Here is a 20,799-nt window from a genome sequence, read left to right on the forward strand (position 1 = left end):
GTACCGCCGTGCCTACAACGTATAAACATGTGGATACGCCGATCACGGCGCAGATCGGCTATCCGACACTCACCTGCCGTACATCACCTTGATGGCTTTGACGAGACGTGCCACGTCGGTCGGGGTGCGGTCGAACGTCATCGACGGCAGCAGTGAGCGCGCTCGACGCCGGGTGATGGCCTTGGCGCGGGCGAACTCGCGGAGGCCGTCCTCGCCGTGGATCCGCCCGAAGCCGGAGTCGCCGACGCCGCCGAACGGCAGCGTGGACATCCCGGCGAAGGTCAGCGCGGAGTTGACCGAGGTCATCCCCGAGCGCAGGCGTCGCGCGATGCTCACGGCACGCTGCCGGCCGAAGACCGAACCCCCCAGGCCGTACGACACGGCGTTGGCGCGGGCGACGGCCTCGTCGACGTCGCGGACCCGGCTGATGGTCACCGTCGGACCGAAGGTCTCCTCGCGGACGGCGGCCGACTCCTCCGGTACGTCCACCAGCACGGTCGGATGCACGTACGGTGGCTGCACCGCGTCCGGGCCGCCGACCAGGGCGCGACCGCCGGAGCTGACCGCGGCCTCGATGTGGCGGCGGATCACGTCGATCTGGCCGGGCATGGTGATCGGGCCGATGTCCGCGCCGTCGGGGCCGACGGTCAGCCGGCCGGCGCGGGCGACGACCTTGTCGACGAAGGCGTCGAAGACCGTGTCGACGGCGTAGACGCGCTCGATGCCGATGCAGGTCTGGCCGGCGTTGGTCATGGCGCCCCAGACGCACGCCTCGGCGGCGGCGTCCAGGTCGGCGTCGCTGTCGACGATCATGGCGTCCTTGCCGCCGCCCTCGATCAGCACCGGCGTCAGCGTCTCGGCGCAGGCGGACATCACCTTGCGGGCGGTCGCGGTCGAGCCGGTGAAGGCCACCTTGTCGACCCCGGAACGGCACAGCGCGGCACCGACGTCGCCGAGCCCGTGTACGGCGGTGAACACCGGCTGCTCGGGGACCACCTCCGCGAACGTGTCCACCAGCCACTGGCCGACGACGGGCGTGTACTCGCTGGGCTTGAGCACGACGGCGTTGCCGGCGGCCAGGGCGTACGCGGCGGAGCCGAGCGGGGTGAGGACCGGATAGTTCCACGGCCCGATCACACCCACCACGCCGTGCGGTTGGTATTCCAGGTGCGCGGAGAACTCGGCGAGGACGAGCCGGGACCGTACCCGGCGTGGGCCGAGCACCCGGCGCGCGTTGCGGGCGGCCCAGTCGACGTGTTCGATCGCGCTGGCGATCTCGACGATGGCGTCGGCGGCCGGTTTGCCGCCCTCGACGTGCATCAACTCGGCGAGCTGCTCGACCCGCTTGGCGAGCAGCGCCCGCCAGCGCAGCATCCGCTGGCGACGGCCGGCGAAGCCCAGACCGACCCACCACTCGGCGGCGGAACGCGCGCGCTCGACGGCCTGCCGTACGTCCGCGTCGCTGGCGACGGGGAGGCGGCCGGCCTCGACGCCGGTGGCCGGACTGGTGGAGACCAGCTGGTGCGCCTCGATGAGGGGGGTGCCGGGGACATGCACAGCCGTCATGGCGGAAGTCTAGACCCGAAGATTACTCACCGGTAGGCCGCGATCTCGGGGTGCCGGGGCGGGAGTCGCGTCCACCCACCCGCTCGTTGATCAGTGCAGGTCAGGACCCGGTTGCCGAAGGGTGACCATCCGAATCGTCGAACAGCGGGTGACCGGGAGGTGACGAGGAGCTGACCGGCCGGTCGGTATTGACGATTACCGTCTGATGGCAGGCTGACGCGCGGAGTAACGGTGTGGGGTGGAGGGCTGACTGTCCATGGAGGAACATCCGGAACTGATGCCGTTGTTGACGGTCGCAGGTGGGCCGATGCGCGGAGCAAGCTTTCGCCTGCGGGGTGAGCCGCAGGTGATCGGCCGGGCGCCGACCGGCCACGTGGTCATCAGCGACCCGCATCTGAGTCGCCGGCACGCCGAGGTGTGGCTGGCTCCCGAGGGCGCGTCGCTGCGCGACCTGGGCTCGACCAACGGCACCTGGCTCAACGACCGCCGGATCACCGAGGTGGAGCGCCTCAGCGACGGCGACGTGATCCGGCTCGGCCGCACCGAGCTGCGCCTGTTCGATCCGGGGGTCGCCCACACGGATCCGGTTGGGCTCAGCTTCGGGGTGTCCCGACGCGATATCCGACCGACGCTGCCACTGCCGCTGGCTTCGCCACCGGGCGCCCGCCGCTGACCCCGCCGGGGCGGCCACTGGCCGTCGGCCACACTCCGGCGGTGCCGCCGGGTGGCTGTCCGACACCTGGACCCCCGTGGACCGACGTGGCAGCATGCCGCGGATGGAGACCGAGCAGCGGGTCGTGACGGCGAACGGTATACGCCAGGCGGTACGGGTGGCCGGTCCGCCGGACGGAACTCCGTTGCTGCTGGTCCACGGCAACTGCTCCTCATCGCTGTTCTGGGAGCCGTTGATCCGACGGCTGCCACCGACGCTGCGGGTCGTCGCTCCCGACCTGCGCGGGTTCGGCGACTCGGCGACCGCCCCGGTGGACGCCACCCGCGGCCTGCGGGACTTCGCCGACGACGTCGCCGCCCTGCTGGACGACCCGACGCTCTTCCCCGACGTCGACGGCAGCGGCGCTGACACCGGCGGTGGGGTCCGGCCGGTCGTGGTCGGGCACTCCCTCGGTGGGGGAGTTGCCATGCGGCTGCTGGTCGACCATCCGCACCGGGTGGGGGCGCTACTGCTGGCCGCGCCCGTGTCGCCGTACGGCTTCGGTGGCACGCGCGACCTGAGCGGTACGCCGACCACGCCCGACTTCGCCGGTACCGGTGCCGGCACCGCCAACCGGGACTTCGTGGCCCGGCTCGCCGCAGGCGATCGGGGCACCGAGGGCCCGGCCAGTCCGCGTGAGGTGCTGCGGGCGACGTACGTGGCCGATTCGGCCTCGCTCGGCGTCGACGAGGAGCTGCTGCTCGACAGTGTGCTCTCCACGGCGATCGGCGAGGACAACTACCCGGGCACGTCGGCGGAGTCGGAGAACTGGCCCGGCACCGTGCCCGGGAAGCGGGGCGTGCTGAACGCGCTCGCGCCGACCTGGTTCCGGGTCGCCGACGAGCTGGTGGCCGTCGCCGAGAAACCTCCGGTCACCTGGGTACGCGGCGACGCCGACGTGATCGTCTCGGACACGTCGCTGTTGGACCTGGCGTACCTCGGTTCGCTGGGTGTCGTGGCCGGATGGCCGGGGGCGCAGGACTGCCCGCCGCAACCGATGGTCGGCCAGACCCGGGCGGTGCTGGAGCGGTACGCGGCGGCCGGCGGCGCGTACCGTGAGGTGGTGTTGCCCGGCTGCGGGCACAGCCCGCACCTGGAGCGCCCGGGGGAGTTCGTGGCGGAGCTGCTGGCGCTGACCGACGGGCAGGCCGGGTAGGGCCGCGTCGTGGGTGAAATATCCCACGGCGTCTCGACAACCCTGCGGCACGTGGCAGACTCGCGCGCATACCTTAGCGGCCGTTCAGTGGCCGTGCGGAGTGTCTGGGGAGGCCGGTCGTGGCGCGGGAGTTCAGCACCGTCGGTGTCGTGGGGCTGGGCACCATGGGTGCCGGCATCGTCGAGGTCTTCGCCCGCAACGGCATCGACGTCCTCGCGGTCGAGATCGCCGAGCCGGCGCTGGAGCGCGGTCGGGCCACCCTGAAGGGCTCCACCGACCGGGCGGTCGCCAAGGGCAAGCTCGCCGAGGCGGACCGCGACGCCCTACACGAGCGGGTGCGCTTCGCGGTCGGACTGGACGCGCTGCACTCGGTGGACCTGGTCATCGAGGCGGTGCCCGAGCACCTGGACCTCAAGCAGCGGATCTTCGCTGAGTTGGACCGGGTCTGCAAGCCGGAGGCCATCCTCGCCACCAACACCTCGTCGCTGAGCGTCACCGAGATCTCGGTGGCCACCAGCCGGCCCAACCAGGTGATCGGCATCCACTTCTTCAACCCCGCCCCGGTGATGAAGCTGGTCGAGGTGGTCCGCACGGTCGTCACCGCCCCCGAGGTCGTGGCCGACGTCGAGGCGCTGTGCGCCCGGCTCGGCAAGGTCGACGTCACCATCAACGACCGGGCCGGCTTCATCGCCAACGCGCTGCTCTTCGGCTACCTCAACCACGCGGTCGGGATGTTCGAGTCGCACTACGCGACCCGGGAGGACATCGACGCCGCGATGAAGCTCGGCTGCGGGCTGCCGATGGGCCCACTGGCGCTGATGGACCTGATCGGCCTGGACACCGCGTACGAAATCCTGGACACCATGTACCGGCGGGGCGGCCGGGACCGCCGACACGCCCCGGTGCCGCTGCTCAAGCAGATGGTCACGGCGGGGCTGCTGGGCCGCAAGTCCGGACGGGGTTTCTACACCTACGAGCGGCCCGGTTCGCCGAAGGTCGTACCCGATGAAACGACGCCGCCGGCGGCGGACGCCGCGCTCGCCGACGGCGCGCGCGCCATCACCAAGGTGGGCGTCGTGGGTTCCGGGACGATGGCCACCGGGATCGTCGAGGTGTTCGCCAGGGCCGGGTACGAGGTCGTCTCGGTGACCCGGGGCGCGGAGAAGTCCGCGTCGGTCTGCGAGGCCGTGAAGACGTCGCTGAACAAGGGCGTGGTCCGGGGCAAGCTCGCCGAGGCCGACCGGGACGCGGCGCTGGGCCGCATCACCTGGACGGCGACCCTCGACCATCTTGCCGACGTCGACCTGGTCGTCGAGGCGGTCGTCGAGGAGCTGAGCGTCAAGAAGGCGCTCTTCGCCAGCCTCGACGAGATCTGCAAGCCGGGCGTGGTGCTGGCCACCACCACCTCGTCCCTGCCCGTGATCGACGTGGCGATGGCCACCCAGCGCCCGGCCGACGTGGTGGGCCTGCACTTCTTCAACCCGGCGCCGGTCATGCCGCTGGTCGAGGTGGTCCGGACCATCCGTACCTCACCGGAGACCACCGCGACCGCGCGGGCCGTCTGCGCGGCGCTCGGCAAGACCGGCGTGGTCTGCGGCGACCGGTCCGGCTTCATCGTCAACGCGCTGCTCTTCCCGTACCTGAACGACGCGGTCAAGATGCTGGAGGCCAGCTACTCCACGGCCGACGACATCGACCACGCCATGAAGCTGGGCTGCGGCTACCCGATGGGCCCGTTCGAGCTGCTCGACGTGGTGGGGTTGGACGTCTCGCTGGCGATCCAGCGGGAGCTGTACCTGGAGCTGCGCGAGCCGGGCTTCGCGCCCGCGCCGTTGCTGGAGCACCTGGTCACCGCCGGCTACCTGGGTCGCAAGACCCGTCGCGGCTTCCGCGACCACTCGCACCGCTGACCGCGTCAACGCCGGGCACCGGCGACGGCGTCTGAGTGATGTGACCTTCGAGGAGTACGTCAGCAGTCGCGGGCCAGCGCTCGTCCGGCTGGCTCGACTGCTGACCGGTGACGAGCACCGGGCCGACGACCTTACCCAGGAGGTGCTGTCCCGGGCGTACGTGCACTGGCGGAGGATCTCCCGTGCTGACCGCCCGGACGTCTACGTGCGCCGGATGATGGTCAACGCCAACACCTCCTGGTGGCGTCGCCGATCCAGCCACGAGATGGCCACGGCGGAGTTCGCCGACCGGCCGGGGCGCGGCGACTTCAGCAGCGACTCGGCCGACCGGGACGAGATGTGGAGACTGATCCTCGGTCTGCCGGACCGGCAGCGTGCGGTGCTCGTGCTGCGGTACTACGAGGACCTCGACGACCTCACCATCGCCCAGATCCTCGGCTGTTCACCGGTCACCGTCCGCACTCATGCGATGCGGGCGCTCAGTCAGCTGCGGGAGCGCCACGGCGTTTCCACGACGAACGGGAGCCGGCCGTGACCGACCTCGACGAGTGGATCGCACGGGCACTGCGGGAGCACGCCGACGGGCCCGTGGACACCGATCGCCTGATGACGGCGGCGGTGAACGGGGGACGGGCCCGTCGACGGCGGCGACGTGCCGTCATCGGGGCCGGGCTTGGCGTCGCGGTGGTACTCGGGACCGGCGTGGCACTACGCATCCCCTCGGCCGCACCGCCACAGCCGACCGTCACGCCCAGTCCCGTCGTGGTGACGCCACCGCTGGCGCCGGGGGTCCCCGGGGCAGCGACGCGTCCTGACCTGGTTGGCACGGACCCGGGGCTGCTGCACTTCGGCATCGACCCGACGGTCGCGAAGCCGGTTGCCTGGCGCTCGGCGGGCCAGGCCGAGAGCATGCGACTGGACCTGGGGGGTGGCGTGCAGGCCATGGCGATCGTGGCCGCCGACCCGCAGTCGGCCGAGATCGGCGACCCGAGCCAGCTTCATGACATCGGCCCCGACCGGACGGGCGACTCCACCAGTGACACGGATCCTGACCGGACCGGCCGGTCCGACCCCGGTTCGAGGTACAACGGGGTGATACGTCGGCTGGACCAGCCCGCGCGGGGTTGGGTCCTGCGCTGGCAGCCCGCCCCGGGCCTGTACGCCCGGGTCTCGGCACTCGGGGACACCGACGCCGAGATCCGCCGGACGGCGGCGGCGCTTCGGTTCGACGAGGCCCGTCGCTGTGTCGCGCCCATCCGGTTGACCGCTCTGCCGCAGGGCGCCCGGATCAGCGAGTGCGACGTGTCGGTACGGCGGCTGGCCTGGCCACGCACTGCGAACGTGACCGGAACCACAACTCCTACGCAGATGCCGGGAGGCGTTTCGGACCAGACCGAGGTGGCGTTGATCGTCAAGCTCGACGGCAAGGCCACCCTGCCCGTACGGCTGTACTACTCACCCCGTCCGCCCTCCGGCGACCGAGGGAAAGCCAACCGCGAGATCGCCGGCAGGCCGGTGTTCGACATGGGCGACTTCTGGCACGTGCTCGGCATCCCCAACACGCTGCTGTCGATGGGGTACGAGAACCGCTGGGAGCGGTCCCCCACGGACGCGGAGGTCAGCACGGTGATCGGTGGGCTCCGGGTGGCCGAGGACCTTGGCGAGCCGGCCAGCTGGGAGTGACCGTAACCTTGGGTGCGTGAGCCCCCGTCGCAATCGCCCTCGCCGGGACGAGAACGCCAACCTGGACGCCGACCGGGCTCGCCAGGGTGTCGCCTCGGTGCAGCAGTGGACCGACGGCGCCTGGCAGGTACGCGGGATCGGGGCGGGCGCGTCGGTCAAGACGTACCGCTGCCCCGGTTGTGACCAGGAGATCCGCCCCGGGGTGGCGCACCTGGTGGCCTGGCCGGCCGACGGCCTGGGTGACCTGACCGACCGTCGGCACTGGCACAGCGGCTGCTGGCGTGCCCGGGAACGGCGCGGGCCGGCGGTGCAGCGCGGCCGGGGCACGCCGCGCTACTGAGCGATCTGGATCACCCTGTTCGTGCCTCGGTGGGCGGCGGCGGCGACTTCGCGACAGACTTGGGCGGTGAGCACAGCGATCCGCGCGTCGTCGATCCTGCCCGGCCGCCGGGAGGACATCGAGCTACACACCGCCGACGGGCTGCGGCTGGTCGGCGAGCTGGCTCTGCCGGCCGACCGGCCCCCGGTGGGCACCCTGGTCTGCCTGCATCCGCTGCCCACGCACGGCGGGATGATGGACAGCCACGTGTTCCGCAAGGCGGCCTGGCGGCTGCCGGCGCTGGCCGACCTGGCCGTGCTGCGGTTCAACACCCGGGGCACCAGCAGCGTGCGCGGCACCAGCGAGGGCGCCTTCGACGGCGCGGTGGGCGAGCGGTACGACGTGGCCGCCGCTATCGAGTACGCGGAGTTCGCCGAACTGCCCAACATCTGGCTGGTCGGGTGGTCGTTCGGCACCGACCTGGCCCTCAAGTACGGCTGCGACCCGGCCGTGGCCGGAGCGATCCTGCTCTCCCCGCCGCTGCGCTTCTCGACGCCGGACGACCTGGTGACCTGGAGCACGTCCGGTCGGCCGCTGGTGGCGCTGGTGCCCGAGTTCGACGACTACCTGCGTCCGGTCGAGGCGCGGGAGCGGTTCGCGGCGGTGCCGCAGGCCGAGGTGGTCGGGGTGCCCGGTGCGAAGCACCTCTGGGTGGGCGACGCGGAGACGGTGCTCGACGAGATCGTCAAGCGGGTCAACCCCGGGGTCGACGTGCCCCTGCCGACGACCTGGGACGGGCCGATGGAGACCGGCGACGTCAGCGCGTACGCCGACCGGACGGTGGCCGCCTTCGCCGACACGCCCGTACCCCGCCCGGCCGACTGATTCCGCGCAGTTCCGCTTTCGGGCGGCGTCGGTCCCGCTTCGGGCGGCGTCGGTCCCGCTTCGGGCGGCGTCAGTTGCGTTCCGCTCCGGGCGGCGTCAGTTGCGTTCCGGCGGCGTCAGTTGCGCTCCTGGCGGGGGAGCACCACCTCACGCAGGATCAGTTGCAGCGCGGCCACCGTGGGAATGGCGATCAGCGCGCCCACCACGCCCAGCAGCGCCACGCCGAGCAGTGCCGCCAGCAGGGCGGCGACCTCGTTGACCTCGACCGAGCGCCGCATCACCTTCGGGTAGATCAGGTAGTTCTCGATCTGCTGGTAGATAAGGAAGAACACCGCGCAGGCGATGCCGGTGGGTAGGTCGGCGGCGAAGCCGACCAGGCTCACGATCACCGCGCCCAGGGTCGCGCCGATCTGCGGGATCAGATCGGTGACGGCGACGACCACGGCCAGCGCGAACGGGTACGGCAGGCCGACGATCAGCGCGAAGACGAACGTGGTCGCGCCGGCCAGGACCGCGATGCTCAACGCGCCGACCATGTACGCGCCCACCTTGGCCAGGATCTCGTCACCGATCAACTCCGCCCGTTCGCGGCGGGACCGGGGCAGCAGCGCGTAGCCCAGGGAACGCAGCCGGTTGAAGTAGGCCAGGAAGTAGATGGTCAGCACCAGCACGGTCAGCGTCCGGAACACCGTGCCGAAGATCAATTGGGCGCCGCCGAGGACCCCGCCGAGGACCCCGCCGAGGGCCCGGCCGATGGTGTCGGCGTTGGCCGCGCCCTGCACCCGCTCCACCACGTCGTACCGCTCCACCAGGTCGTTGACCGTGGGATTGCGACGCAACTCGTCGAGCAGGCTCGGGATCTGGTCGATGAACTGCCCGGACTGCGTCACGATCGGCGGGACCAGCGCCACGATGCCGCCGCAGAGCAGCAGCACCACGGTCAGCGCCACCACCGCCACCGCCAAGCCGTGGGGCACACCCCAGGTGCGCAGGCGCACCACCGCCGGGTTGAGGCCCACCGCCAGGAAGAGCGCGATCACCACCAGCACCAGAATGCCGCCGGCATTCCGGATCCCCAGATAGAGGGTGTACGCCAGCAGCACGCCCAGCGCGCCGGTGAAGCCGATCAGGAAACTGCTGCGCCGTAGCGGACGCCCCGGCGTGCCGAACTTCCCCGACGGGACCGCTGGAGGCTCGTCCGGGTCGAATCCCGGGGCTGGCACCGGGACCGGCGGTGGCGTCTCCGCTGGTGGTGGCGTCTCCGCTGGTGGCGTCTCCGCTGGTGGCGTCTCCGCCGGCGGTGGCGTTCTCGCCGGTGGAGGTGTCCCCGCTGGTGGTGGCGTCTCCGCTGGTGGCGTCTCCGCCGGCGGTGGCGGTTTCGCGGACGGGGGACCAGGGGGCATGGCCGGGTCGTCGCCGGACGGGCTCTCGGCCGGCGGGCGGTATGCGCTCAGGTCCGGATCCTCGGCCGACGGATCGTGCTGCGGCACCAGGACCTCCCGGTCGGGCGGTGGGAACGGGCGACGGCAGTGGCGGTGCGGTGGTCGCTGTCGACCACAACACCGTCAATGGTGCTCCACTCGTGTCGTCGGCCGCTCAGCGACCCACCCTCTTTCCGGTGAACGGCAATGGTCCACTCCAGATCCCTGATGTCGGGGTGTCTTGGGCAGCGGGACAGCCCGACATCAGCGATGTCGAGTCGATCACGAATCTGTCGGAGGCGTCCCGTCAGTCCTTCTCGATGGTGACCTTGCTGGGCTTGGCGCTGCGCTCGTCGGTGGTCGGCTTGGTGGGCCGCTTGCCGTTCTCACCCGTACTGGTGATCTTGGTTGGTTTGGCGCCCCGGCCACCCTCGCCCGGAACGGCGGCCACCGTCGGCTCGCCGTCCACCCCGGCGCTGGCCGTGCCGCCGTCGACAGTCGTCATCGGCTCGGCCACCGGTCGAGTGCCGGCCTGCCCGGCCTCATCGGCGCTGGCGTTCGCCGGCTGCCGGACGTCGGCGGGCGCGGCCTTGAGGCCACCCGCCGCATCGCTACCGCCAGCACCGTCACCCGCCGCTCCGCTACCGGCCGTACCGTCACCCGCCGCGCCGCTACCGGCCGTACCGTCACCGGCAGTGGCGTCGTCACTGTCGCCCGGGCCGCTGCCCCCGCTGGCCGACACGGTCGCGGCCTTGGCCGGCACGGCGGAACCGTCGCTGTCGCCCGGACCGGTCCCGCTGCCCGCCGTCACGGTCGCGGCACTGCCGTTGGCCGCCACGGTCGCGGCACTGGCCGGCGCGTCGGGGCGGTCGCCGGTCGCCGGCGACGTCGGACCGTCGACCGGGCCGGTGATGGTGCGCAGCCGCAGCTCGGCCATCTGGCGCTCGATCTCGTCGGACTCCTGCCGGGCCTTCCAGGTCTCCTGCCGCAGGTCGGCGAGCTGCTGCTGGGCCTGCGCGATCTCCAACATCACCTGAGCGAGCTGCTGCCGACCCGCCGCCGCCTCCTGCTGCGTCGCCGCCAGGTGCTGCTGCGTGGTCGCGAGATGCTGCTGGGTGGTGGCCGCGTACTCCTCGAACTGGCGGCGTGAGGCCGCGACGTGCTCGTCGGCCTTGCGCCGCTTGTCGCCTGCCTCGGTCTCGGCGCGGCTCAGCATCTCGGCGGCCTCGGTTTCGGCGCGCTGGCGCAGGGTCGCCGCGTCCGCCTCGGCCGCCTGCCGGATGGCGTCCGCGCCCTGCTCGATCTCGTTCTTGCGGCTGGTGTACTCGGTCTCCAGCTCGTCGCGGCGCGCGGTGTACTCGGTCTCCAGCTCGTCGCGGCGCGCGGTCCAGCCCGACTCCAACTCCTGCTGGCGGGACTCGTGCTGCTTGTCCAGCTCGTCGCGGCGCTTGGCGAACTCCTGCTCGGCGGTGGACCGGCGCTGGGCCAGCTCCCGATCGGCCGCCTCGCGCCGCGAGTTGACCTCCTGCTCCACGCCCGCCCGCCAGGCGCCGAGTTCCTGCTGCGTCTGCGCCCGGGACTGCTGCACGTACGCCTCGGTCTCGCCGCGCATGCGCTGCACGTACGCCTCGGTCTCGGCCCGGCTGCGCTTGGACGCCTCGGACGCCTGCGTGGTGAGCCGCTCCGCCTCCTGCTGGGCCTTGGCCCGGGTGGCCCGGCCGGCCATCGACGCGTCGTCGATGATCTGCTTGGCCTCCTGCTGGGCCTTGGCGTGGGTCGCCCGGCCCGCCTCGGTCGCGGTGTCGGTGAGCCGCTTGGCCTCCTGCTGGGCCTTGACGTGCACTTCCTTGGCCGCCTCGCGCAGCTCCGCCGCCTCCTGGCGGGCGGTGGCCAGCGCCTCGCGGGCCTCCTCGCGCAGCTTGGTGGCCTCCTGCTGGGCCCGGGTGTGAATCTCCTTGGCGGCGTCCCGCAGCTGGGTGGCCTCCTGCTGGGCCTTGGCCAGCTCGTCCTGCGCTGCCTTGCGCAGCTTTGCCGACTCGTCCTTGGCCGAGCGCAGGGTCGCGTCCGCCTCCGCGCGGCGGGAGGCGCTGTGCCGCTCCTCCTCCTGGCGCCGGGCGGCGAGAGCGATCTCGAAGTCCTTCAAGGCCCGGGCGGCCTGCTCGCGGGCTTCCTCGATGATGTGCTCGGCGGCGGCCCGACGGGCGTCGATCTCCTCGTTGGCCGCGGACAGGATCTGCTCGGCCTGCTCCTCGGCGAGGGTGAGGATCGACTCGACCCGGGGACCCAGATGCCGGAAGGAAGCCCGGTCGACCACGTTCATCTGCTTGCGGACCTGGGTCAGATCCCGCTGCAGCACCTCGACCTGGCCGGCGAGCTTGTGGATCTGTGTATAGGCCTGTTCCCGTTCGGCGGCGAGGGTCGCGATCTCGTGCTCGGCACGTGCGACGTACCGGTCAACCTGTTTCTTCTCGTACCCCCGGAGAGCGGACTCGAAGCTGGGCTCCGTGGTCACGTCCCCGCCGAGAGCGAACAGTTCCTCGCCGTGCGACATGCCCCCATCCTCACACGCATCGCCCGCGGCTGGGGCGATACGGACGCCGCTTGTGGGACCTACTTCACTCCGTGGCGAGGGCACCACACCAAGGGTTGGGAAACGCACACGGCGCGAGGTCACACCGGTTACCCGGTGTCACCTCGCGCCGTCGATGCCCCAACCTGACGCCTCGCGTCAGCCGGCGGTCTCCGCGGTGACCCGCTCCTGAGCGCCGTCGGTCTTCTTCGTCTCGGGCTTCGCCGCCGCGGCGGGCGGCGACGAGGGAACGCCGGGCACGATGCCGGCGAGCCCGGAGAGCATCTGCCCGAGCTGCGAGGTGACCGCGTCCTTCTGCCGGGTGAGGTCCTCGACCTCGCGGCGGGCGGCCTGCGTGGTCAGCTCGGCCTCGGTGCGGGCCTCGGTGAGTAGACGCTGCGACTCGGCCTTGGCCTCGTTGAGCATCTTGTCGGACTGGGCCTTGGCCTTGTCGACCGTCTCGGCGGCGTTGCGCTCCGACTCGACGCGACGGGCCTCGGCGCGCTGCTCGATCTCCTTGGCGCGCTCCTGGGCGGCGCGGGCGCGCTGCTCGGCCTCGCTGACCATCTTCTGGGTCTGCGCCACCTGGGCGGCGTGCCGCTCGGACTCCTCGCGCTCGGCCTTCTCGCGCCGCTCGGCGAGTTGCAGCTCCAGGGCCTGGAGGTCCTTGTCGCGCTTGTCCCGCGCGTCGGTCAGCAGCTTGGTGGCCTCGGCGCGCTTCTCCTCGGCCTCGCGGGCGGCCTTGGCCCGCTGCTGGGTGATCTCCCGCTCGGCGGTGGCGCGCAGGGTGGCCACCTCCCGCTCCACGGTCGACTTCAGCTCGGCCACCTCGTGTGCCGTGACCGTCCGGAGCTGCTTGGTCTCGCGGTCAGCGTCGGCGCGCAGCGTGTCGGCCTCGCGGCGGGCCTGCACCCGGACCTCGGCGGCCTCCCGCTCGGCGGCGGTACGCAGGTTGCCCGCCTCGCGTTCCGCAGTGGCCTTCATCGCGGCGGCCTCGGCGCGGGCCTTGTCCGTGATCTCCCGCGCCTCGAGGCGGGCGGCGGAGAGGATGCCCTCCGACTCGCGCTTGGCCTCGTTGCGGTGGTCGTTGGCCTGCTCCTCGGCGAGCCGGAGGATCTGCTCGACGCGGGTGCCGAGCCCGGAGAGGGTGGGCCGGCTGTTCTCTTCGAGCTGCTTGTTGGTGTCGGTGAGCTTCTGCTCCAGCGCACTCATGCGCTGCTCGGCCTGGCGGAGGCGACGCTGGGCGTCGTTCATCCGCTGCTCGGCCTCGGCACGGGCCTGCTCGGACTGGGTCAGCGCGGCGGTCATCCGGCCGATGAAGTCATCGACCTGGTGAGTGTTGTATCCGCGCAGGCCAACGGTGAAATCTGGCTGCGAGTTCGCGTTATCGAAGAACGCGAGAGGGGAGGACTGCTGCTGGGGCATTGGGACATACTGGCAGACGCCCCAGGGTGCTTCGCAAGAGCGGTACGCAGCTTTCGTCTCCTCTTTACATGGTCAACTGCCCTGGCCCCCGGGGCCGGACCAATCGGCGATCTTGGCAGGTCCCGGGCCGGACGGACGCCACGCAGCGTGACGCGAAAAAGGGCCACGGGGTGTCTCCCGTGACCCTTTGTTCGACCCGCATGGGTTCGGGCTAATGGGGGTGGAAGAACAATGGCCGATCACCGCATTGGCCATCGGGTGCTCATCCGTCCGGCCGGTGTCCCGCTCAGTGCCCCCGGAAGTGTCCCGCTCAGTGCCCCCGGAACCGGTTGATCGCCGCTTCGTGCCGGGCCCGCAGCTCCCCGTCCCGGACACCCAGCCCGTCCGACGGCGCGAGGCAGCGCACGCCGACCTTGCCCTGGTGCGCGTTGCGGTGCACCTCGTACGCGGCCTGACCGGTCTGTTCGAGGGAGTAGGTGCGGGACACCGTCGGGTGCACCTTGCCGAGCGCGACCAGCCGGTTGGCCTGCCACGCCTCGTGGTAGTTGGCGAAGTGGCTGCCCACGATCCGCTTGAGATGCATCCAGAGGTAGCGGTTGTCGTACTGGTGCTGGAAGCCGCTCGTGGACGCGCAGGTGACGATGGTGCCGCCGCGCCGGGCCACGTAGACGCTCGCGCCGAACGTCTCCCGGCCGGGGTGCTCAAAGACGATGTCCGGGTCCTCTCCACCGGTGAGTTCGCGGATCCGCTCACCGAACCGCCGCCACTCGTCCGGGTCCTGGGTCTGGTCGTCCCTCCAGAACCGGAAGTCCTCGGCGGCCCGGTCGATGACCAGCTCCGCGCCCATGCTGCGGCACAGCTCGGCCTTCTCGGGCGAGGAGACGACGCAGACCGGGATCGCGCCGCCGTTGAGGGCCATCTGGGTGGCGTACCCGCCGAGGCCACCGGACGCGCCCCAGATCAGCACCACGTCGCCCTGCTTCATGTTGGCGCCGTGGTGGGAGACCAACTGCCGGTACGCGGTCGAGTTGACCAGCCCCGGGCTGGCGGCCTCCTCCCAGCTGAGGTGGCGCGGCTTGGGCATGAGCTGGTTGGCCTTGACCACGGCGAGCTCGGCCAGCCCGCCGAAGTTGGTCTCGAAGCCCCAGATCCGCTGCTGCGGGTCGAGCATCGTGTCGTCGTGCCCGGCGGCGTCCTCCAGTTCGACCGAGAGGCAGTGCGCGACGACCTCGTCACCGGCCACCCACCGGGTCACCCCGGGACCGGTACGCAGCACCACGCCGGCCGCGTCCGAACCGACCACGTGGTACGGCAGGTCGTGCCGACGGGTCAGCTCGGAGACCCGGCCGTAGCGCTCGAGGAACCGGAAAGTGGATACGGGTTCGAAGATGCTGGTCCACACCGTGTTGTAGTTGATCGCGCTGGCCATCACGGCGATCAGCGCCTCGCCCGGTCCGAGTTCCGGCGTCGGCACCTCCTGCACGTGCAGCGCCTTGCGGGGGTCCTTGTCCCGGGTGGACATGCCGTCGAACATCCGGGACTCCTCGGCGCGGACGACCACGCCCCGGTAACTCTCCGGTACGGGAAGTCCGGCGACGCCGGCCAGTTCCCGGTCCGGGTCGTTGGATTCCTCCGCCGCCATGATCGCTTCGAGGATGTCCTGCACGGTGACCTCCGGTTCGTCCCACACCCGCGCGGGCCCGGGTGCTGCCATCGTCGGCGCCGGTGGGACGCGACCGCCATGTCGGCATTCGACACATCCGGCACCGGCCGCGCTCCTGTGGGGCGGGACGTTACTGAACGGTAGCTAAAGCCGGAAGTCCTCTGTGAAAAACTGCATCCGCCGATGCGTGAAGCTGCCCGACCAGCGCGAGAAGCGCGCACGGACGTGCGTGTGAGCGCGCCCTCGCCAGGCGTTAGGAAGGGCCCCCTGCTATACGCGAGGCGTTAACAAAGGGCCCTTCCTTCAAGCCGTCAATGCGTGGCGGCGGGTTGGACCAGTTCGATCAGGACGCCGCCGGCGTCCTTGGGGTGGACGAAGTTGATCCGGCTGTCCGCGGTGCCGCGTCGCGGCTCGTCGTAGAGCAGCCGCATCCCCCGCTCACGCAGCGCCGCGCAGGCCACGTCGATGTCCGCCACGGTGTACGCGACCTGCTGCACGCCCGGCCCGTTGCGATCCAGGAACTTCGCGATCGTCGACTCCGCGGTGAGCGGGGCGAGCAACTGCACGCAGCCGCCCTCGGCGGTCGGCCCGACGGCCAGCATCGCTTCCCGTACGCCCTGTTCGGCGTTGGTCTCGACGTGTACGCAGCGCATCCCGAAGGTCCGCTGGTAGAAGTCGATCGCGGCGTCCAGGTCGGCGACGGCGATGCCGACGTGGTCGATCTTGCGAAGTCCGATGTCTGTGACGTAGTCCGCACCGGGCTCGACGGGGGAGTTCTCTGTCATGGCGCTAGTCTGGCCGAACCATCGTTCAGGCGTACAGCTCGGCACCCCCCCTCGGAGGCAGGCATGGCTTCGGTGATCGTCAGCGGCGCGCGGACCCCCATGGGCCGGCTGCTGGGCAACCTCAAGGATCTCCCGGCCACCAAGCTCGGCGGGATCGCCATCAAGGCGGCCCTGGAGCGGGCGGGTGTCAGCCCCGACCAGGTCCAGTACGTGATCATGGGTCAGGTTCTCCAGGCCGGTGCCGGTCAGATCCCGGCCCGGCAGGCGGCGGTCGAGGCCGGCGTGCCGATGTCGGTGCCGGCGTTGACCATCAACAAGGTCTGCCTGTCCGGCCTGGACGCGATCGCCCTCGCCGACCAGCTCATCCGGGCCGGCGAGTTCGACATCGTGGTGGCCGGCGGGATGGAGTCGATGACCAACGCGCCGCACCTGCTGATGGGTCAGCGCACCGGCTACAAGTACGGCGACGTGGTGGTCAAGGACCACATGGCGCACGACGGGCTCAGCGACGCCTGGGACTGCTGTTCGATGGGCGAGTCGACCGAGCGGCTCGGCGCGCGGCACGGCATCACCCGCGAGGAGCAGGACGCGTTCGCCGCGACCAGCCACCAGCGGGCCGCCGCCGCGCAGAAGAACGGCCACTTCGCCGAGGAGATCACCCCGGTGCTGATCCCGCAGCGCAAGGGTGACCCGTTGGTGATCAGCGACGACGAGGGCATCCGGCCGGACACCACCGCGGAGTCGCTGGCCAAGCTGCGGCCCGCCTTCGCCAAGGACGGCACCATCACCGCCGGCAGTTCCTCGCCGATCTCCGACGGCGCCGCCGCGGTGGTCGTGATGAGCAAGGCCAAGGCCACCGAGCTGGGCCTGACCTGGCTGGCGGAGGTCGGCGCGCACGGCAACGTGGCCGGCCCGGACAACTCCCTGCACTCGCAGCCGTCCAACGCGATCAACCACGCCCTCAAGAAGGGCGGCCTGAGCGTCGAGGACCTGGACCTCATCGAGATCAACGAGGCCTTCGCTCAGGTCGGCATCCAGTCCACGCGTGACCTCGGCATCAGCCCCGACAAGGTCAACGTCAACGGCGGCGCGATCGCCCTGGGCCACCCGATCGGCATGTCCGGCGCGCGTCTCGTACTCACTCTCGCCCTGGAGCTGAAGCGTCGCGGCGGTGGCACCGGCGCGGCGGCGCTGTGTGGCGGCGGTGGCCAGGGTGACGCGCTGATCATCCACGTTCCGGCACAGTGAGCGAGACGACCGGGCACGCTCCGGCGGCGGGAGCCACGTCGGTGCGCCGTAGCCGGGACGTACCGCTGCTGGTCGAGCGGGCCCGCGCCGGTGACCCCCGGGCGGTGGCCCGCCTGATCACCCTCGTGGAGAACGGCGACGCGCTGCTGCCGGCGATCGCCGCCGCGCTGGCGCCGTACGCCGGTCAAGCCCAGGTGGTCGGGCTGACCGGCTCGCCCGGGGTGGGCAAGTCGACCACCACCAACGAGCTGGTCCGCGCGCTGCGGGCGCGGGGCCATCGGGTCGGCGTGTTGGCGGTCGATCCGTCCAGCCCGTTCACCGGCGGGGCGATCCTCGGCGACCGGGTGCGGATGCAGGACCACGCCACCGACCCGGGTGTCTACATCCGGTCGATGTCCAGTCGGGGGCATCTCGGCGGGCTGGCGGCGGCGACGCCGCAGGCGGTCCGGGTGCTGGAGGGCGCCGGCTGCGACGTGGTGCTGGTGGAGACCGTCGGCGTCGGGCAGGCCGAGGTGGAGGTGGCCTCGCTGGCCGACACCACGCTGGTGCTGCTCGCCCCGGGCATGGGCGACGCGATCCAGGCCGTCAAGGCCGGCATCCTGGAGATCGCCGACGTGTTCGTGGTCAACAAGGCCGACCGGGACGGCGTCGACGCCACGGTCCGCGACATCCAGGGCATGATCGCGCTCGGCGAGCGCGGGCCGGGGCAGTGGCGGCCGCAGGTGGTCCGCTCGGTCGCGGCCCGGGGCGAGGGCATCGACGACATCGCCGCCGCCCTCGACAAGCACCGCGGTTGGCTGGTCGAGCACGGCGAGCTGCGTCGCCGGCAGGAGGCGCGGGCCGCCGCCGAGATCGAGGCCATCGCGCTCGGCGCCCTCCGCGCCAGGATCGGCTCACTGCGCGACGGTACGGAGTTGAGCACGCTCGCCGCCTCCGTCGCTGCCGGTGACCTCGACCCGTACGCGGCTGCGGACGAGCTGCTCGCCCAACTCGCGAACTGACCCGGCGTCAACGGCCGCGCGATGCGCGCGCCTGGACGCGAAGCGCCCTCCGGTTTTAGTAGGCTCGCGGCCGGCAGCGACCTGCCACGCGGCGGACCGACGATTAGGTCGGTCCACAGTGCACCGGGACCAGGGGAGACGTGAGCATGACGGACGCGGTGGAGAACGCCGGCACGACGCAGCCGACGACGGGCGCGGCCCGGGGTGTGACGTCGGTGTCCGACGAGGTGGTGGAGAAGATCGCCGGTGCGGCCGCTCGCGCGGTTCCCGGTGTCGCCGACCTCGGCGGTGACGTGGCCCGGTTCTTCAACAGCGTGCTCGACAAGGTCGGCCTGGACGAGGTGGGCGACGCCCGCCGGGGCGTCTCGGCCGACGTGAAGGGCACCTCGGCCGTCGTCAACGTGGTTCTGGTGATCGACGCCGGTTCCGTCGTGGCCGACGTGACCGAGGCGGTGCGGGCCGCGGTCATCGAGGCGGTGGAGAAGTACGGCCTGTCGGTCACGCAGGTCAACGTCACGGTGGACGACATCGAGCTGAACCAGCCGGGCGCCGCCGGTTGATCGTGGCTCGTCTGGTTACCCGCCGGTATGGCCTGACTTAGCGATCGTTCAGGCAAGGGCTCTACACTCGGTGTGCTGGTCGAGCAACCGAGGAGGAGCCCCGCGCATGGACGCCGACGAGATCGCCGCCGGACGGGCACGCTGGCAGGCCCGGTACGACTCCGCGCGCAAGCGGGACGCCGACTTCACCACGCTCTCCGGGATGACCGTCGACCCGGTCTACGGGCCGCCCGAGGGCACCTCCTACCCGGGCTTCGAGCGCATCGGCTGGCCGGGCGAGTACCCGTACACCCGGGGTCTGTATCCCACCGGCTATCGCGGTCGGACCTGGACGATCCGGCAGTTCGCCGGCTTCGGCAACGCGCGGCAGACCAACGAGCGTTACAAGATGATCCTCGGCGCCGGCGGCGGCGGCCTCTCGGTCGCGTTCGACATGCCGACGCTGATGGGCCGCGACTCGGACGACCCGCAGTCGCTCGGCGAGGTCGGGCACTGCGGCGTCGCCATCGACACCGCCACCGACATGGAGGCGCTCTTCGACGGCATCGACCTGGCCGGCGTCACCACCTCCATGACGATCTCCGGCCCGGCCGTGCCGGTGTTCTGCATGTACCTGGTCGCCGCCGAGCGGCAGGGCGCCGACCTGTCCACGCTGGACGGCACGTTGCAGACCGACATCTTCAAGGAGTACATCGCGCAGAAGGAGTGGCTGTTCGACCCCGAGCCGCACCTGCGCCTGATCGGCGACCTGATGGAGTACTGCGCGGCCGAGATCCCGCGCTACAAGCCGCTGTCGGTCTCCGGCTACCACATCCGCGAGGCCGGCTCGACCGCCGCGCAGGAGCTGGCGTACACCCTCGCCGACGGCTTCGGCTACGTCGAGCTGGGTCTCTCGCGCGGACTCGACGTGAACGTGTTCGCGCCCGGACTGAGCTTCTTCTTCGACTCGCACCTCGACTTCTTCGAAGAGATCGCCAAGTTCCGCGCCGCCCGCCGGATCTGGGCCCGCTGGCTGCGCGACGTCTACGGCGCGACCAGCGAGAAGGCGCTCTGGCTGCGCTTTCACACCCAGACCGCCGGCGTGTCGCTGACCGCGCAGCAACCGGTCAACAACGTCGTGCGGACGGCCGTCGAGGCGCTCGCCGCGGTGCTCGGCGGCACCAACTCGCTGCACACCAACGCGCTCGACGAGACCCTCGCGCTGCCCACCGACGAGTCCGCCGAGATCGCCCTGCGGACGCAGCAGGTGCTGATGGAGGAGACCGGCGTGGTCAACGTGGCCGACCCGCTCGGCGGCTCCTGGTACGTCGAGGCGCTGACCGACAAGATCGAGGCCGAGGCGGAGGAGATCTTCGCCCGCATCCGCCAGCTCGGCGGGGAGGGGCCGCACCAGATCGGTCCGATGACCTCGGGCATCCTGCGTGGCATCGAGGACGGCTGGTTCACCGGGCACATCGCCGAGTCGGCGTTCGTCTACCAGCAGGCCCTGGAGAAGGGCGACAAGAAGATCGTCGGCGTCAACCGCCACACCGGCACGGTCGCCAAGGAACTGGAGATCCTGCGCATCTCGCACGAGGTGGAGCTGGAGCAGCGCCGGGTGCTCGCCGAGCGCAAGAGCGCGCGGGACGAGGCCGTGGTGCGCGCGGCGGTGACCCGGATGGTCGAGGTCAGCCGCACCGACGGGAACATGATCCCCGCCATGCTCGACGCTGTCCGTGCCGAGGCCACGCTCGGCGAGATCTGCGACGCCCTGCGAGCCGAGTGGGGCACCTACCGCGAACCCGCCCGCTTCTGACCCCCCGGCCCCTCAGCCCCGTCGATCTTGCGGTTTCTGTGGCGGCATAAGCCGCAAAAGCGACGTAGCGGCAACCGAAAGCGCAAGATCGACGGGGCTGG

17 protein-coding genes are annotated in these 20,799 nt (G+C 71.4%); 11 read left to right on the forward strand and 6 right to left on the reverse strand.

Annotation, left to right across the window (positions count from 1 at the left end):
• Positions 1–69: 69 nt before the first annotated feature.
• On the reverse strand, positions 70–1,566 hold the full coding sequence (locus AB0B55_RS26920) for an aldehyde dehydrogenase family protein (protein ID WP_357174608.1): 1,497 nt from the start codon (positions 1,564–1,566) through the stop codon (positions 70–72).
• A 307-nt stretch (positions 1,567–1,873) separates the two neighbouring features.
• Here AB0B55_RS26920 and AB0B55_RS26925 point away from each other — a divergent pair, with 307 nt between their 5' ends.
• The 7 genes from AB0B55_RS26925 to AB0B55_RS26955 all read left to right on the forward strand — a co-directional run bounded on the left by AB0B55_RS26925 (position 1,874) and on the right by AB0B55_RS26955 (position 8,231).
• Positions 1,874–2,239 carry an FHA domain-containing protein gene (locus AB0B55_RS26925; RefSeq protein ID WP_357174613.1) on the forward strand — a complete coding sequence of 122 codons (366 nt, stop codon included), beginning with the start codon at positions 1,874–1,876 and terminating at the stop codon, positions 2,237–2,239.
• A gap of 94 nt (positions 2,240–2,333) precedes the next feature.
• The gene (locus tag AB0B55_RS26930) at positions 2,334–3,434 is read left to right on the forward strand and encodes an alpha/beta hydrolase (RefSeq protein ID WP_357174616.1); all 1,101 of its coding nucleotides are present in this window, start codon (positions 2,334–2,336) and stop codon (positions 3,432–3,434) included.
• Between the two features lie 119 nt (positions 3,435–3,553).
• Complete coding sequence (locus tag AB0B55_RS26935) at positions 3,554–5,344, forward strand: 3-hydroxybutyryl-CoA dehydrogenase (RefSeq protein WP_357134179.1); 1,791 nt, start codon at positions 3,554–3,556, stop codon at positions 5,342–5,344.
• Between the two features lie 40 nt (positions 5,345–5,384).
• Positions 5,385–5,879 (forward strand): SigE family RNA polymerase sigma factor, encoded by a 495-nt coding sequence (locus tag AB0B55_RS26940; RefSeq protein ID WP_357134182.1) that lies wholly within the window; start codon positions 5,385–5,387, stop codon positions 5,877–5,879.
• Positions 5,876–7,027, forward strand: coding sequence for a hypothetical protein (locus AB0B55_RS26945; RefSeq protein WP_357174618.1), 1,152 nt, complete (start codon positions 5,876–5,878; stop codon positions 7,025–7,027). Before AB0B55_RS26940 ends, AB0B55_RS26945 begins: the two co-directional genes overlap by 4 nt.
• 16 nt (positions 7,028–7,043) lie before the next feature.
• Complete coding sequence (locus AB0B55_RS26950) at positions 7,044–7,367, forward strand: hypothetical protein (protein WP_237747203.1); 324 nt, start codon at positions 7,044–7,046, stop codon at positions 7,365–7,367.
• A gap of 66 nt (positions 7,368–7,433) precedes the next feature.
• Positions 7,434–8,231, forward strand: a complete 798-nt coding sequence (locus AB0B55_RS26955; RefSeq protein WP_357174621.1) for an alpha/beta hydrolase — start codon at positions 7,434–7,436, stop codon at positions 8,229–8,231.
• Between the two features lie 116 nt (positions 8,232–8,347).
• On the opposite strand, the gene AB0B55_RS26960 is transcribed toward AB0B55_RS26955, so the two are convergent.
• The 5 genes from AB0B55_RS26960 to mce form a co-directional block, all read right to left on the reverse strand.
• Positions 8,348–9,454, reverse strand: a complete 1,107-nt coding sequence (locus tag AB0B55_RS26960; RefSeq protein ID WP_357174624.1) for an AI-2E family transporter — start codon at positions 9,452–9,454, stop codon at positions 8,348–8,350.
• A 505-nt stretch (positions 9,455–9,959) separates the two neighbouring features.
• Entirely contained in the window at positions 9,960–12,203 is a 2,244-nt protein-coding gene (locus AB0B55_RS26965; RefSeq protein WP_357174627.1) for a hypothetical protein, read from the reverse strand.
• Positions 12,204–12,380: 177 nt separating this feature from the next.
• Complete coding sequence (locus AB0B55_RS26970) at positions 12,381–13,646, reverse strand: cell division protein DivIVA (protein ID WP_357134193.1); 1,266 nt, start codon at positions 13,644–13,646, stop codon at positions 12,381–12,383.
• A gap of 310 nt (positions 13,647–13,956) precedes the next feature.
• A complete protein-coding gene (gene ccrA, locus AB0B55_RS26975) occupies positions 13,957–15,312 on the reverse strand; it encodes a crotonyl-CoA carboxylase/reductase (protein ID WP_357134257.1) in 1,356 nt (451 codons plus the stop codon).
• Between the two features lie 308 nt (positions 15,313–15,620).
• On the reverse strand, positions 15,621–16,094 hold the full coding sequence (gene mce / locus AB0B55_RS26980; protein ID WP_357134195.1) for a methylmalonyl-CoA epimerase: 474 nt from the start codon (positions 16,092–16,094) through the stop codon (positions 15,621–15,623).
• Between the two features lie 63 nt (positions 16,095–16,157).
• Here mce and AB0B55_RS26985 point away from each other — a divergent pair, with 63 nt between their 5' ends.
• The 4 genes from AB0B55_RS26985 to AB0B55_RS27000 all read left to right on the forward strand — a co-directional run bounded on the left by AB0B55_RS26985 (position 16,158) and on the right by AB0B55_RS27000 (position 20,698).
• Positions 16,158–17,342, forward strand: coding sequence for an acetyl-CoA C-acetyltransferase (locus AB0B55_RS26985; protein ID WP_357134198.1), 1,185 nt, complete (start codon positions 16,158–16,160; stop codon positions 17,340–17,342).
• The gene (gene meaB / locus AB0B55_RS26990; protein ID WP_357134200.1) at positions 17,339–18,343 is read left to right on the forward strand and encodes a methylmalonyl Co-A mutase-associated GTPase MeaB; all 1,005 of its coding nucleotides are present in this window, start codon (positions 17,339–17,341) and stop codon (positions 18,341–18,343) included. Before AB0B55_RS26985 ends, meaB begins: the two co-directional genes overlap by 4 nt.
• Positions 18,344–18,489: 146 nt before the next feature.
• Entirely contained in the window at positions 18,490–18,903 is a 414-nt protein-coding gene (locus tag AB0B55_RS26995) for an Asp23/Gls24 family envelope stress response protein (protein ID WP_357134201.1), read from the forward strand.
• 106 nt (positions 18,904–19,009) lie between these two features.
• On the forward strand, positions 19,010–20,698 hold the full coding sequence (locus AB0B55_RS27000) for a methylmalonyl-CoA mutase family protein (RefSeq protein ID WP_357174630.1): 1,689 nt from the start codon (positions 19,010–19,012) through the stop codon (positions 20,696–20,698).
• Positions 20,699–20,799 lie beyond the last annotated feature (101 nt).

The organism is Micromonospora sp. NPDC049107 (assembly GCF_040648595.1).
Lineage (GTDB): Bacteria > Actinomycetota > Actinomycetes > Mycobacteriales > Micromonosporaceae > Micromonospora.

What these genes read in the sequence shown, in the direction of transcription:
- AB0B55_RS26920 (WP_357174608.1), bottom strand. Translation starts at nt 1,566, where the DNA reads ATGACGGCTGTGCATGTCCCCGGCACCCCCCTCATCGAGGCGCACCAG.
- AB0B55_RS26925 (WP_357174613.1), top strand. Translation starts at nt 1,874, where the DNA reads ATGCGCGGAGCAAGCTTTCGCCTGCGGGGTGAGCCGCAGGTGATCGGC.
- AB0B55_RS26930 (WP_357174616.1), top strand. Translation starts at nt 2,334, where the DNA reads ATGCCGCGGATGGAGACCGAGCAGCGGGTCGTGACGGCGAACGGTATA.
- AB0B55_RS26965 (WP_357174627.1), bottom strand. Translation starts at nt 12,203, where the DNA reads ATGTCGCACGGCGAGGAACTGTTCGCTCTCGGCGGGGACGTGACCACG.
- AB0B55_RS26970 (WP_357134193.1), bottom strand. Translation starts at nt 13,646, where the DNA reads ATGCCCCAGCAGCAGTCCTCCCCTCTCGCGTTCTTCGATAACGCGAAC.
- mce (WP_357134195.1), bottom strand. Translation starts at nt 16,094, where the DNA reads ATGACAGAGAACTCCCCCGTCGAGCCCGGTGCGGACTACGTCACAGAC.
- AB0B55_RS26985 (WP_357134198.1), top strand. Translation starts at nt 16,158, where the DNA reads ATGGCTTCGGTGATCGTCAGCGGCGCGCGGACCCCCATGGGCCGGCTG.
- AB0B55_RS26995 (WP_357134201.1), top strand. Translation starts at nt 18,490, where the DNA reads ATGACGGACGCGGTGGAGAACGCCGGCACGACGCAGCCGACGACGGGC.
- AB0B55_RS27000 (WP_357174630.1), top strand. Translation starts at nt 19,010, where the DNA reads ATGGACGCCGACGAGATCGCCGCCGGACGGGCACGCTGGCAGGCCCGG.